Here is a 13,327-nt window from a genome sequence, read left to right as displayed (position 1 = left end):
GCACGGCCAGAGCTCGGCGCAAGCCCCAGATCTCAGCGCCGAACCGCCAGATCTCGGTGGCGGTGCTTCGGCTCTGGGCGCTGGATCGCCAGATCTCGACGGCGGTGCTCCGGCGCTCGGCGCCGGATCACCAGATGTCAGCGGCGGAGTGTCCGGCTCGCGCCAGGGGATGCGGCGGCGGCTTACGCTGAGGCCGTGCGTATCGCGAGATTTACCACCGGAGACGACCCCCGCTTCGCCCTCGTGCAGCAGGAGGGCAGCAAGACCTTCCTCGCCGTGCTGGGCGGCGACCCCCTCTACATGCCGGCCATGCCGACCGGCGAGCGTATCGAGCTGGGCGACGGCGTCCGGCTGCTCGCCCCGGTGATCCCACGCTCCAAGGTGGTGGCCGTGGGCAAGAACTACGCCGACCACGCCAAGGAGATGGGCGGCGACGTGCCGACCAGCCCGCTGCTCTTCTTCAAGCCGAACACCGCGGTGATCGGGCCGGACGACCCGATCGTGATCCCGGACTTCACGCAGGAGGTCTCCTACGAGGCCGAGCTCGCCGTGGTCATCTCCAAGGTGTGCAAGGACGTCACGCCGGAGAACGCGCCGTCGTACGTGCTGGGCTACACCGTCGCCAACGACGTGACGGCGCGCGACGCCCAGCGCACCGACGGCCAGTGGGCGCGCGCCAAGGGGTTCGACACGTCGCTGCCGCTCGGCCCGTGGATCGACACGGACCTGAACCCGGAGGACGTCGGCGTCCGCTCGCGCGTGAACGGCGAGCCGCGCCAGGACGGCCGCACCCGCGACATGGTGTTCGACGTGCCGTTCCTCGTGTCGTACATCTCCGAGGCGATGACGCTGCTGCCCGGTGACGTGATCCTCACGGGCACGCCCGCGGGGGTGGGCCGGATCGACCACGGCGACCGCGTCGAGTGCGAGGTCGAGGGGCTCGGCGTCCTGGCCAACCCGGTGCTCCGGCGGAGCTGAGGTGACGGAGGCACCCGCGCCCCTGCACGCCGACTCCCTCCGCACCCTGCGCGACTGGACCGCGCCGTCCCCCGGACAGGAGCGCCTGCGCGCCCGGTACGTGGAACACCTGGAGGCGGCGGCAGGGCCAGGCGCCGGCGTGCTCCGGGAGTCGGTGCCGGACCACCTGACGGCGTCGGCCGTGGTGCTCTCGCACGACGGCACCCGCGTGCTGCTCACCCTGCACGCCAAGGCGCAGCAGTGGTTCCAGCTCGGTGGGCACCTCGAGCCCGGCGACCGCACGCTGGCCGGCGCGGCCGAACGGGAGGCACGTGAGGAGTCGGGCCTGCCGCTCACCGTCGACCCGGTGCCCGTGCACCTGGACGAGCACGCCGTGCCGTTCTGCCGCCCGGGCACCGGCGACCCCGACCGGCCCGTGCACCACCTCGACGTGCGGTTCCTCGCCGTCGCGGCGCCGGGCGCGGAGGCCGTGGTCTCCGACGAGTCCCTCGACGTGCGCTGGTGGCCCGTCGACGCCCTGCCCGGCGACGACCTCGCGGAGCTCGTGTCCCTCGCGCGCGTGGCCTCGGAGAACGGGCTCACGCGGTGACTTTCGTGGCCGGGCCGCCGAGCGGCAGGCACGATGTGGGCATGTCGACGATCCGGCGGTTCCTGGTCCTGGCGCCCGTCGCCCTGGCCGTGACCCTGCTCGCCGGGGTGGTCTACGGGGTGGTCTACGGGGTGGCCATCGGTGGCGACTTGGCCGACCTGACCAACCCGGCCGACCTCGAGCAGGTCGGTTACCTCGTGCTGGGCATCCTCGTGGTGAACGTCCTGGTGCTCGCGGCGATCCTGGTCGCCGCCGTGGCCCTGGGCTGGTCCCGCCTCGGCCCCGCCGCGGTGCTGGGCACGGCGCTCGCCCTGGTCGCCGCCGTCGCCGCGGTCTACTACGTGAACGACGCACCCTGGCGCGGCGACGACGAGGACTGGGACGCGCTCCTGGTCCAGGTCGCCCTGTTCGCGTCGGTCCCTGCCTGGCTCACCTACGCCGTCGGCCTGCTCGTGTCGGACCGCCGGGGCCGTCTTGCGGTCGAGAACCCCGCACCCGGTCCCACGGCCTAGTCTTGGGGCGTGACATCTCCCGCTCCCGGTAGCTCCCCGATCCGTGTCCGCTTCGCGCCGTCCCCGACCGGCATGTTCCACGTGGGCGGCGCCCGCTCCGCCCTGTTCAACTGGGCCGTGGCGAAGCAGCAGGGCGGCACGTTCGTGCTGCGCATCGAGGACACCGACGCCTCGCGCAACCAGCCCGAGTGGGTGGACGGCATCCTGTCGGCCATGGAGTCCCTGGGGATCACCAAGGACGACCCGGCCTTCGAGGGCCCGTACTTCCAGTCCGAGAACGCCGGCATCCAGAAGGAGGCAGCCCAGCGCCTGTACGCCGAGGGCAAGGCGTACTACTGCGACTGCACGCGCGACGACGTCATCGCCCGCACCGGCAGCCAGCAGACCGGCTACGACGGCTTCTGCCGCGACCGCGGGCTCGAGTACGCCGAGGGCCGCGCGCTGCGCTTCCGCACGCCCGACGAGGGCGAGACCCAGGTGGTCGACCTCATCCGCGGCAACCCGACGTTCCCCAACGCCAACCTCGAGGACTTCGTCATCGCGCGCGGCAACGGCTCGCCCGTGTTCCTGCTGGCCAACGTGGTGGACGACATCGACGAGAACATCACCCTCGTCATGCGCGCCGAGGAGCACCTGCCCAACACCCCCAAGCAGCAGCTGCTCTGGGAGGCCCTGGGCAAGACGCCCCCGCAGTGGGCGCACATGCCGGTGATCGTCAACGAGAAGCGGCAGAAGCTCTCCAAGCGCCGCGACAAGGTCGCGCTGGAGGACTACCTCGCCGAGGGCATCCTGCCCGACGCCATGGTCAACTACCTCATGCTGCTCGGCTGGGCGCCCGGCAACGACGAGGAGATCCTCCCGTTCGACGAGCTCGTGCGCCGGTTCCGCGTCGAGGACATCAACTCGTCGTCCGCGTTCTTCGACATCAAGAAGCTCACCGCCTTCAACGGCGAGTACATCCGCGCCCTGAGCGTCGAGGACTTCGCCGCCGCCTGCGCCCCGTGGCTCCAGGCTCCGGCCGCGCCCTGGACGCCGGAGCAGTTCGACCAGAAGGTGTTCGACGCCGTCGCACCGCTCGCGCACACCCGCGTGGCCCTGCTGTCCGAGATCACCGACAACGTCGACTTCCTCTTCCTCGACGAGCCGATCGTCGACGAGGACTCCTGGAACAAGGCCATGAAGGCCGGCGCCGCCGAGCTGCTCACCGACGTGCGCGCGGCGCTCGCCGACGCGGCCTGGGACGCCGAGACGCTCAAGGACACCGTCACCACGGTGGGCGAGCAGCACGGCATGAAGCTCGGCAAGGCGCAGGCCCCGGTACGGGTCGCGGTGACCGGGCGCCGGATCGGCCTGCCGCTGTTCGAGTCGCTCGAGGTGCTGGGCCGCGAGCGCACGCTCGCTCGCGTGGACGCGGCGCTCGCCCGGCTCGCCGCGGAGTGACCCCGGCCGGCCGGGGGCGGGCAGGCCCGAAGGGCCAGTTCACCGACGTTGTAGCGTGTGAGGCGTGACCGACGCCATGACACCTGACGCCGTTCCGCCCCCGACCGAGCCGCCAGCGACCGTCCCGGCGGCGCCGGGACGGTCGCAGTCGCCGTCGTCGGGCCCCGCTGCCGGGTGGTTCGCGGAGCCGGCGCCCGTCGTCGGGCCGCGTGAGTACCCGCAGGCCCTGCGCGGCCCGCGGCACCGGTGGTGGCGGCCGCTGGTCGGGCTGGGCACCCTCGTGGGGGCGCTGGTCGTCGTGGCGGGGTCGATCCTGCTGCTCACGCTGGGGTTCGTCGTCGCGCAGCTGCTCGGCGTGGACCTGCCCGACCCGACCACGGACGCCTTCCTCGTCTCGCCCGCGGGCATGCTCGTGACCAATCTCGGGCTGGCGGTCGGCATCCCGGTCGCCCTCGTGGCGACGTGGGCGCAGGCCGGCCGCCCCGGCCTGGTGTCGTCGGTGCTGGGCCGTGTGCGCTGGCGGCTGGTGCTCGGTGGCCTCGGGCTGTCGCTGCTGCTCCTGCTGCCGCTCACGGTGGCCTCCAGCCTGCTGGTCTCGCCGCTGGTCCCGGCCGATCCCGCAGCGGCCGACGACGGCGGCCTCTGGCCGCTCACCCCTGCCGCCGGCTGGCTGGCCCTGTCCGTGGTGATCCTGCTGACGACGCCGCTGCAGGCCGCCGGCGAGGAGTACTTCTTCCGGGGCTGGGCCTCGCAGTGGCTGGGCAGCCTGCTGCGGTGGCGGTGGCTCGCCGTGATCGTGCCGGCGGTGGTGACGGCGCTGCTGTTCGCGATGGCGCACGGTGCGCAGAGCCCGTGGCTGTTCGCCGACCGGCTCGTGTTCGGCCTGGTGGCGAGCCTGCTCGTGTGGCGTACGGGCGGACTCGAGCTCGCTGTGGCGCTGCACGTGGCGAACAACCTGGTCGCGTTCGGGCTCGCCATCGCCTACGACGGGCTCGCGGACTCGCTGTTGATCACGGAGGTCGCGCCCGCGGAGGGCGCGGCGAGCATCACGACCACGCTCGTGACGGCGGCGGTGCTGCTGTGGTGGGGTCGGCGGCAGCGGCCCGCCGTGGTGGTGGAGGACCCGGGGCCGACGGCGGTCCCGGCGGGTGCGGCGAACGGAGCGACGGCATGACCACGGACGGCATCCTGTTCGACGTCGACGACACCCTCGTCGACACCAAGGGCGCCTTCGCGGTGGCCCTGGAGGCCATCCGGGCCGCGTACCTGCCGCACGTGCCGCCGGAGCGCGGCCAGGAGATCCTGGCGCACTGGCGCACCGACCCGGGTGGCTACTACCGCCGCTACACCAGCGGCGAGATGGACCACGACACGCAGCGGCGGCACCGCGCCGTGCTGCTGCACGAGACGTTCGACGGCCCGCCCGTGACCGACTTCGAGGCGTGGGACGCCCTGTTCTGGGGCACGTTCGAGAAGTCGTGGACGGCGCACGACGATGCCCGCGCCGCCGTCGACGCCGCCCTGGCCGCCGGTATGCGCGTGGGCGTGGTGACGAACGCCGCGGCCGAGCTGCAGGAGCGCAAGCTGAAGCTCGCCGGTCTGGCCGACCTGCCGGTGCTCGTGGGCGTGGACACGCTGGGCTTCGGCAAGCCCGACCCCCGGGTGTTCCTCGAGGGTGCACGGCTGCTGGGCACCGACCCGGCACGGAGCGCCTACGTAGGCGACGAGCCGTCCGTGGACGCGCTGGCGGCCCACGAGGCGGGGCTGACGGGTGTCTGGCTCGACCGGGCCGGTCACCGGCGAGGGCCGGGCTACGGCGGCCCCGCCGGACCTGACGGCACACGCCCCGACCCGCAGGACCCCGATGCCCTCCGCGCCGCGGGTGTGCTGGTCATCGAGACGCTCGCCGAGCTCCCGGCCGCGCTGGGCTACGGCCCGGCGGCGCGCAGGTGACGGACGGCACCCCAATCCGGTTTTGCGCACCGTCCGAGGTCAGGTAATGTTCTCCAGCGGTAAGGCCTCCACGGAATGCCTGTCGGAGACAGGTGCATCCCGAGGCTGTTACCCCCATGGGGTATGGTGTAATTGGCAGCACGAGTGGTTCTGGTCCACTTAGTCTAGGTTCGAGTCCTGGTACCCCAGCGCACGTCGCAGTAACGCAGCAACAGTTCAGGCCCCCATCGTCTAGCGGCCTAGGACGCCGCCCTCTCACGGCGGTAACGCGGGTTCAAATCCCGCTGGGGGTACGCAGGTCTTCCGGTTCCGGCCGGCGGATCAGTTCAGGCCCCCATCGTCTAGCGGCCTAGGACGCCGCCCTCTCACGGCGGTAACGCGGGTTCAAATCCCGCTGGGGGTACCACGGAAAGGCCCGGTCTCACGCGGACCGGGCCTTTCCTGTTGCCTGAATGGTGGCGGGTCGGCTCTTCGTCGCGAGGTCGGCTCGTTGTGGCGAGGTCGGCACAGGCCTGGACCGACCTCGCCACAACGAGCCGACCTCGGCGTGAGGGGACTCGCGGTGACGGTCCCGGCCGGCCCGGCGGGCGGTGCGGCGGTCCGGGGAGAGACAGTTGTGCGCGGGTGTGTTGCTCTGTGTCGACACGGTCTACTCAGAGCAACACACGCTCGGGAGCAACCGTCTTCCCGCGGGCCTGGCTCAGCGGATCTTGGGGTCGCCGCCCTCGAGGAACGGCTTGGGCAACAGGCCCTCGTCGTCTCCCGAGGCGGTGGGGCCGCCCGGGACGTGTCCGGCGTCGCCGGGGCGAGGGCGCCGTGCCGTGCCGGGCGTCGGGGCCAGGCCGCCGGACCTCGAGCCGCCGGACGTCCCGGCGCCGGACGTCCCGGCGCCGGGCACCCCGCCGTATGTCGAGCCGCCGGGCGCCCCGCCGCCGGCCGCAGCGCCACCGGACGCAGCGCCTGCAGCGCCGCCGACCGCCGGGCCCGTTGCGGGGTTGCCTGCTGCCGGGCCCGCAGCGCCGGTCGAGGACCAGCCCGGGCCGCCGTCCGCCGTCGTGCCCGGGGTGCGGGGGCCCGGGGCGCCCGCCGAGCTGCCGCCCGCCGTGCCGGCGCCCGCCGGACCGCCGGCCGTGCTCCCGGCCGGGGCGCCGCCGTCCGCCAGGACGTTGCCCGTCCAGCCCGGTGCCGCGCCCGTGGGGCGGCCGGAGGGGAGGGGGCGCTCGGCGTCCGAGGTCATGCCCGGGGCGTCGCCCGTGAGGCTGCCCTCGCCGCGCACCACCGGCAGCTCGATGCGCTGCGTGGGCGGGTTGCTGCGACGTCCGATCCGCGGCATGAGCGCGGGCGGGGGCGTCACCGCGGCGGCGGGCTCCGACGGCTGGATCACGACGGGGCGGTTGTCCGTGCCTGCCTGCGCGGCGACCTCGGCGTCGGTGGCGTCCGGGTGGAAGAGGGTGGCGATGATGAGGCGGTAGCGGGCGTCGGGGCGGGGTACCCAGGTGACGCGGTCGAGGGCCTGGTCCTGCCCAGCCGTCTCGAAGATGAAGGTTCCGTAACCGAGCACCTGGCCCAGGGGAGTGCGTTCGTAGCCGAGGTCGGTGACCTTCTCCGAGGGCATCATCGCCACGCGGTGCACCAGGAACCCGTCGAGCAGGAGCAGGCGCCGGTCGGTCATGACGAACCACTCGGCCCGCCAGCCCAGCCACTTGTAGAGCAGGCGCGCGCCCAGCACCAGGAACGGCAGCCAGACCCAGCCCAGGCTGTCCCGGACGCCGGGGTCCACGGCCACCAGGAGCGCGAGCGCGAGGATGAACGCTCCGGAGGTCGTGAGGATCGGCTCCCAGAGCTTGGCCCAGTGCCGGTGGGTGGCGACGATCACCCGTTCGTCCGCGAGGATGTACCGCCGCAGGGCGCGGTTCGGGACGAAGTCCGCTGCAACGCTCATGCGGCCTCCCGGGGGTGTGGTCGGATGCTCGTCGCCGACCCTATGCGGTCACCGGCCGATGGACCCGGTGAAGAGCTCCTCGAAGAAGGTGCCGATGTTGGCGATGGCTCCCCAGATGACGTCCCACAGGGCAAGCACGACGTCGGCGGAACGCTCGGGGTCGTTGATGACCGAGTAGAGCAAGAAGATCACCACGACCCAGATGATGATGAGTCTCACCTTAGGCGGCATCAGAATCCTCCGACGTAGGCGCGTGCGCACCCGGCGTGCACACGTCCCGGGTGACACTACTGACGTCACCCGGACCTGGGGAATCACCAGCCCCGGCGTGGCGGGCCAACGCTCACGGACCGCTCACGGCGCGCACACGTCGTGCGCACAGCAGCGGCGCCTGCGGCCTCTCGGCCCGCCGATGCCGCGGGGGTCACTCGCCGGAGCGGTGCAGCACCTCGGTGAGCTTGTTCGCGGCCGCGACGACGGCGGCCGAGTGCAGCCGGCCGGGCTGCCGGGAGAGGCGCTCGACGGGTCCGGAGACGCTGACGGCGGCCACGACACGGCCCGACGGACCGCGCACGGGCGCCGAGACGGACGCCACGCCCAGCTCACGTTCCGAGACGGACTGGGCCCAGCCGCGGCGTCGGACGCCGGACAGGATCGTGGCCGTGAAGGTCGCGTCGCGCAGCCCGCGATGCAGCCGGTCCGGCTCCTCCCAGGCGAGCAGGACGTGCGCCGCGGAGCCCGCGCTCATGCTGAGCGTGGCCCCCACGGGGATGGAGTCGCGCAGGCCCACCGGGCGCTCGGCGGCGGCGACGCACACGCGGTGGTCGCCCTGCCGGCGGTAGAGCTGTGCGCTCTCGCCCGTGTGGTCCCGCAGCGCGATGAGCACGGGGTTCGCAGCCGCCAGGAGGCGGTCCTCACCGGCGGCCGTGGCCAGCTCGTTGAGGCGCGGACCCAGCACGAAACGGCCCTGCATGTCTCGCGCCACCAGGCGGTGATGCTCGAGGGCTACCGCGAGGCGGTGGGCCGTCGGGCGAGCCAGACCGGTGGAGGAGACGAGCTGCGCCAGGGTGGCCGGACCGGCCTCGAGTGCCCCGAGGACGGACGCCGCCTTGTCCAAGACGCCGACTCCGCTAGTATCGTCCATACCGCGATATTGCCGTCTCGGAACGTGAGATTGCAAGTCGAGGCCCGAAGTTGTTTCTTACAGGGAGGCGAACCGCAATGGCCGGCACGCTGGCAGAGAAGGTCTGGGAAGCGCACCTCGTGCGTCGAGGCAAGGACGGCTCGCCCGATCTTCTCTACATCGACCTGCACCTCGTGCACGAGGTCACGAGCCCGCAGGCGTTCGAGGGGCTGCGCCTCGCCGGGCGTCAGGTGCGTCGTCCCGACCTCACGATCGCCACCGAGGACCACAACACCCCCACGCTCGACATCGACCGGCCGATCGCTGACGCGACGAGCCGCACGCAGATCGAGACGCTGCGCGCCAACGCCCGGGAGTTCGGCGTGCGGCTGCACAGCCTCGGCGACGCCGACCAGGGCATCGTGCACCAGGTGGGCCCGCAGCTCGGCCTGACCATGCCGGGCCTGACCGTGGTCTGCGGCGACTCGCACACGTCCACGCACGGCGCGTTCGGCGCGCTGGCGTTCGGCATCGGCACGTCCGAGGTGGAGCACGTGCTCGCCACGCAGACGCTGCCGCTCGCGCCGTTCAAGACTATGGCGATCACGGTCAACGGCACGCTGCCCGCGGGCACGACGTCGAAGGACATCATCCTCGCGATCATCGCCAAGATCGGCACCGGCGGCGGCCAGGGCTACGTGCTCGAGTACCGCGGCGAGGCCATCCGGAACCTGTCGATGGAAGCCCGGATGACCATCTGCAACATGTCGATCGAGGCCGGTGCCCGCGCGGGCATGATCGCGCCGGACGAGACCACGTTCGAGTACCTCAAGGGCCGCCCGCACGCGCCCGAGGGCGCGGACTGGGACGAGGCGGTCGAGTACTGGAAGACCCTGCGGTCGGACGACGACGCGCAGTTCGACGCCGAGGTGGTGCTGGAGGCCGCCGACCTGGAGCCGTTCGTCACCTGGGGCACCAACCCCGGCCAGGGCCTGCCGCTCTCGGCGGCCGTGCCGGTGCCCGCCGAGATCTCGGACGAGTCCGAGCGCGTCGCCGCCGAGCGGGCCCTGGAGTACATGGGCCTGGACGCCGGCACGCCACTGCGCGACATCAAGGTCGACACGGTGTTCATCGGCTCGTGCACGAACGGCCGCATCGAGGACCTCCGGTCGGTCGCCAAGGTGGTCAAGGGCCGCGAGAAGGCGCAGGACGTGCGGGTGCTCGTGGTGCCGTCGTCGGCCCGGGTGCGGCTGCAGGCCGAGGCCGAGGGCCTCGACGTGATCTTCAAGGAGTTCGGCGCCGAGTGGCGCAACGCCGGGTGCTCGATGTGTCTGGGCATGAACCCCGACCAGCTCGCGCCGGGGGAGCGGTCGGCGTCCACGTCGAACCGCAACTTCGAGGGCCGGCAGGGCAAGGGCGGTCGCACGCACCTGGTCTCGCCGCTGGTCGCCGCCGCGACGGCGATCCGGGGCACGCTGTCCAGCGTGGGCGACCTGGACCTGCCCGAGGGCGTCGACATCACCACGTTCGACGGCTCGCCGCTCGACGGCGTGGGCGCCTCCCCGCTGGGCGAGAACGTCGTCGTCGACCTGCCGCTGCCCGTCGCGCGCTGAAAGGACTGCTGACCATGGAGAAGTTCACCACCCACACCGGGGTTGGCGTGCCGCTGCGGCGCAGCAACGTCGACACCGACCAGATCATCCCGGCCGTGTACCTCAAGCGGGTCACGCGCACCGGATTCGAGGACGCGCTGTTCGCCGCCTGGCGCGGCGACCCGTCCTTCGTGCTCAACCAGGAGGCCTACTCCGCCGGCTCCGTGCTGGTGGCCGGCCCCGACTTCGGCACCGGCTCCTCGCGTGAGCACGCCGTCTGGGCGCTCAAGGACTACGGCTTCCGCGTGGTGCTGTCCTCCCGGTTCGCCGACATCTTCCGCGGCAACTCGGGCAAGCAGGGCCTGGTCACGGGCATCGTCTCGCCCGAGGACATCGAGATCCTCTGGAAGATCCTGGAGACCAAGCCGGGCACCGAGGTGACCGTCGACCTGGAGGCCAAGACCGCCACGGCCGACGACGTCACCGTGCCCTTCCAGATCGACGACTACACGCGCTGGCGCCTCATGGAGGGGCTCGACGACATCGGCCTCACCCTGCAGAACGAGGCCGACATCACCGCGTTCGAGCAGACCCGTGCGTCCTGGCGGCCCAAGACGCTGCCGGCGCGGCACCTGCCGTCGGTCGAGATCGAGGCGGCGCGGCCGGTCTGACCGGACTCGTCCCACGTGGCGCCCGTCCGGCGCCGGACCCTCGAGGTCCGGTGCCGGGCGGGCGCTCTCGCGTGCGCTCAGACCGTGGGCGGGCCGGTCCGCACCTTCTGGCGCAGGGACTCCGGCGTGTCCGTGGACGGGTCCCACCAGGACTCGATCCACCACGTGACGCCCGCCTCGGCCATCGCAGCGGCCTGCTCGGCGGCCTCGCCCCGGTCGGCCGACAGCTTGCCCTGGAGGATGACCTCGAAGGGGCGGCCGTCGTCGTCGGCCTCGCGGTGGGCGGTGAGCCACTCGACGAGGCCGGCGATGTCCTTCGTCGTGAGGTCGTCCGCCGTGCCGCGCAGCTGCGGCACGATACCGTCCCAGCGGAGCGTGCGCCGCAGGTTCTTCACGGGAGGCCGCTCCGCGTCCCACACGCCGACGGGCCACACCGGGATGTGGCCGTTCACCGGGCGCTCGGGGAACCGGAACGGGCCCGTGGTGATGTGCTCGCCGGTGAACTCGAACTCCTCGCCGGACCACGAGCGCTCCAGCCACTCCAGGACCTCGTCGAGCTGCTGAGCGCGCTCCTTGAGGCCGGTGGCCTGGCCCGGCACCGAGGTGAAGCCGCGGTCGTTGCCGACGCCCACCCCGACGGGCAGCACGAGCCGCCCGCCCGAGAGTCGGTCGACCGTGAGCGCGCGCTGTGCGAGCTCCCACGGCCGGTGCCGCGGTATCGCGAACACCATGGCGCCGAGCGTGAGGCGTTCGGTGCGGGCCGCCACCGCGGCCAGGACCGCGAACGGGTCGTAGACCGGCATGGACCACTCGCCGTCCATGCTGACCGCGTCCCACGTGAAGAACCCGTCCCAGCCGTGCTCCTCGATCTCGCCGGCCAGCGCGACGTGCTCGTCGATGGTGCCGAAGCTGCTGATGAAACCGAACTTCATACCGTTCCTCCGTTGGCCTGGTGCTCTCGTCCGACGTCTGCACCCCACGCTACGCGGCACCACTGACGTTGATGATGTAGGTGCCTCGTTCGGCGGGTCTGACCCTGCCACTGACTGGTGCCCGGAGGGTTGCCTTTGCGCTGATCTGTCGGCTCGTCGGCCGGGGCGCGTCCGTTGCGCGTCGGCCGGGGGCGGGCATGACTTCATAGGAGCCTGTCAACGCGTCCCATCAACGTCTTGTCTGCCCAGCCCCCGGCCGGTGTGCCCTGATTCCGCGCGAACGGAAGGCACCCACTCATCATGTCAGCCACGCCTGTCGAGATCACCCCCGAGACAACCGTCGAGATCATCGCCGGCGTCGATACCCACAAAGACACCCACCACGTCGCGGTCCTGAGCCGCAGCGGTGTCCGCCTGGGCGACCGGCAGGTCCCGGCCACGGCGGCCGGTTACGACGAGCTGGTCGTGTTCATCGCCTCGTTCGGCACCGTCCGGGTCGTGGGTGTGGAGGGCACCAACTCCTACGGCGCAGGCCTGACCCGCCAGCTGCGCGCCGCCGGAGTCCCGGTCATCGAGGTGATCCGGCCCAAGCGCGCCCAACGCCGCCGGGGCAAGTCCGACCCGATCGACGCGTTCGCAGCCGCGCAGCAGGTCCTGGCCGACCTGGAGACCGGCGACCTACCGACTCCGAAGAGCGCGGACGGGAGCGTCGAGCAGATCCGCCACCTGCTGGCCGTGCGGCGCAGCGCGGTCAAGGCCCGCAGCGCCGCGATCCAGCAGATCAAGAACATGCTGGTCACCGCACCCCAGCACCTCCGAGACCGGTTCGAACCGCTCAAGGACCCAGCACTCATCCAGACCCTGGCCGCGATCCGACCCGCACCAGCGACCGAGTCCGTCGACGCGGCCGTCAGCCGCTCCCTACGCATCCTGGCCCGCCGCTACCAGCACCTGACCGGCGAGATCACCGACCTCGACACCGACCTCGACATCCTGAACAAGCAGACCGCCCCAGCCCCGGCAGCCGCATACGGCCTCGGGACCGTCACCTGCGCAGCACTCCTGGTCACCGCCGGCGACAACCCCGAACGGCTGCGTTCTGAGGCCGCGTTCGCCGCGCTGACCGGCACCGCACCCATCCCCGCCTCCTCCGGACGCACCAACCGCCACCGCCTCAACCGCGGCGGAGACCGGCAAGCCAACTGCGCCCTGCACCAGATCGCCCTGGTGCGCTGGTCCCACGACCCGACCACCCGGGCCTACGTGACCAAACTCCGAGCAACCGGCAAGAGCACCAAGGACATCCTGCGGTGCCTGCGACGAGCCATCGCCCGCGAGGTCTGGCACCTCTTGGTCCATCCCGAGCCCGTCCCCGAGATCGACGACCTACGGCCGCTACGCCACAGCAAGGGCCTCTCCCTGCAGACCGTCGCCGACCACTTCGGCGTCTGGCCCGCCGTCATCTCCCGCCTCGAGCTCGGCAAGACCCGCAACGACGACCTCGCCACCGCCTACCGCAACTGGCTCCTGACCGCTTGACAGCGGATAGGAGCATCATCGCGGTTAGGGTGAGCCCGTGACCGAGAGCAGCACCG

The 13,327-nt window shown here is 72.1% G+C and carries 13 protein-coding genes and 3 tRNA genes; 12 read left to right on the top strand and 4 right to left on the bottom strand.

Annotated features, from left to right (window positions below):
• Window positions 1-195: 195 nt before the first annotated feature.
• The 9 genes from APR03_RS23530 (at window position 196) to APR03_RS23490 (ending at window position 5,878) form a co-directional block, all read left to right on the top strand.
• A complete protein-coding gene (locus tag APR03_RS23530) occupies window positions 196-978 on the top strand; it encodes a fumarylacetoacetate hydrolase family protein (RefSeq protein ID WP_253839696.1) in 783 nt (260 codons plus the stop codon).
• Window position 979: 1 nt separating this feature from the next.
• On the top strand, window positions 980-1,567 hold the full coding sequence (locus APR03_RS23525; protein ID WP_253839695.1) for an NUDIX hydrolase: 588 nt from the start codon (window positions 980-982) through the stop codon (window positions 1,565-1,567).
• Between the two features lie 41 nt (window positions 1,568-1,608).
• On the top strand, window positions 1,609-2,079 hold the full coding sequence (locus APR03_RS23520; protein WP_253839694.1) for a hypothetical protein: 471 nt from the start codon (window positions 1,609-1,611) through the stop codon (window positions 2,077-2,079).
• A gap of 9 nt (window positions 2,080-2,088) precedes the next feature.
• Window positions 2,089-3,519: a glutamate--tRNA ligase gene (gene gltX / locus APR03_RS23515; RefSeq protein ID WP_253839693.1), complete on the top strand. Its 1,431-nt coding sequence runs from the start codon at window positions 2,089-2,091 to the stop codon at window positions 3,517-3,519.
• A 64-nt stretch (window positions 3,520-3,583) separates the two neighbouring features.
• Window positions 3,584-4,693: a CPBP family intramembrane glutamic endopeptidase gene (locus APR03_RS23510; RefSeq protein WP_253839692.1), complete on the top strand. Its 1,110-nt coding sequence runs from the start codon at window positions 3,584-3,586 to the stop codon at window positions 4,691-4,693.
• Complete coding sequence (locus tag APR03_RS23505) at window positions 4,690-5,472, top strand: HAD family hydrolase (RefSeq protein ID WP_253839691.1); 783 nt, start codon at window positions 4,690-4,692, stop codon at window positions 5,470-5,472. Before APR03_RS23510 ends, APR03_RS23505 begins: the two co-directional genes overlap by 4 nt.
• Window positions 5,473-5,589: 117 nt before the next feature.
• Window positions 5,590-5,661: transfer RNA gene (locus APR03_RS23500), tRNA-Gln, on the top strand.
• 31 nt (window positions 5,662-5,692) lie between these two features.
• A tRNA-Glu gene (locus APR03_RS23495) sits at window positions 5,693-5,765 on the top strand.
• A gap of 37 nt (window positions 5,766-5,802) precedes the next feature.
• A tRNA-Glu gene (locus APR03_RS23490) sits at window positions 5,803-5,878 on the top strand.
• A 294-nt stretch (window positions 5,879-6,172) separates the two neighbouring features.
• Here the strand turns inward: APR03_RS23490 and APR03_RS25070 are convergent.
• From APR03_RS25070 to APR03_RS23475, 3 genes are all read right to left on the bottom strand, one after another.
• Entirely contained in the window at window positions 6,173-7,414 is a 1,242-nt protein-coding gene (locus APR03_RS25070; RefSeq protein ID WP_275977944.1) for a PH domain-containing protein, read from the bottom strand.
• 48 nt (window positions 7,415-7,462) lie between these two features.
• The gene (locus APR03_RS23480) at window positions 7,463-7,633 is read right to left on the bottom strand and encodes a hypothetical protein (protein ID WP_020013705.1); all 171 of its coding nucleotides are present in this window, start codon (window positions 7,631-7,633) and stop codon (window positions 7,463-7,465) included.
• A gap of 205 nt (window positions 7,634-7,838) precedes the next feature.
• Window positions 7,839-8,558 (bottom strand): IclR family transcriptional regulator, encoded by a 720-nt coding sequence (locus APR03_RS23475; RefSeq protein ID WP_026365378.1) that lies wholly within the window; start codon window positions 8,556-8,558, stop codon window positions 7,839-7,841.
• A gap of 77 nt (window positions 8,559-8,635) precedes the next feature.
• Here APR03_RS23475 and leuC point away from each other — a divergent pair, with 77 nt between their 5' ends.
• Together leuC and leuD are read left to right on the top strand one after the other, a co-directional pair.
• Window positions 8,636-10,150, top strand: a complete 1,515-nt coding sequence (gene leuC, locus APR03_RS23470; RefSeq protein ID WP_253839690.1) for a 3-isopropylmalate dehydratase large subunit — start codon at window positions 8,636-8,638, stop codon at window positions 10,148-10,150.
• Between the two features lie 14 nt (window positions 10,151-10,164).
• Window positions 10,165-10,800 (top strand): 3-isopropylmalate dehydratase small subunit, encoded by a 636-nt coding sequence (gene leuD, locus APR03_RS23465; protein WP_253839688.1) that lies wholly within the window; start codon window positions 10,165-10,167, stop codon window positions 10,798-10,800.
• A gap of 77 nt (window positions 10,801-10,877) precedes the next feature.
• Here the strand turns inward: leuD and APR03_RS23460 are convergent, their stop codons facing one another.
• Window positions 10,878-11,732: an LLM class flavin-dependent oxidoreductase gene (locus APR03_RS23460; RefSeq protein ID WP_253839687.1), complete on the bottom strand. Its 855-nt coding sequence runs from the start codon at window positions 11,730-11,732 to the stop codon at window positions 10,878-10,880.
• Between the two features lie 300 nt (window positions 11,733-12,032).
• On the opposite strand from APR03_RS23460, the gene APR03_RS23455 reads away from it, so the two are divergent.
• Window positions 12,033-13,271, top strand: a complete 1,239-nt coding sequence (locus APR03_RS23455; RefSeq protein WP_253839686.1) for an IS110 family RNA-guided transposase — start codon at window positions 12,033-12,035, stop codon at window positions 13,269-13,271.
• The last annotated feature ends 56 nt before the right edge of the window (window positions 13,272-13,327 follow it).

The sequence above is a fragment of the Promicromonospora thailandica genome (genome assembly GCF_024171955.1).
GTDB classification, from domain to species: Bacteria; Actinomycetota; Actinomycetes; order Actinomycetales; family Cellulomonadaceae; genus Promicromonospora; species Promicromonospora thailandica.
Note: the sequence above shows the minus strand (reverse complement) of the source record. Positions and strands in the feature narration are given on the sequence as shown.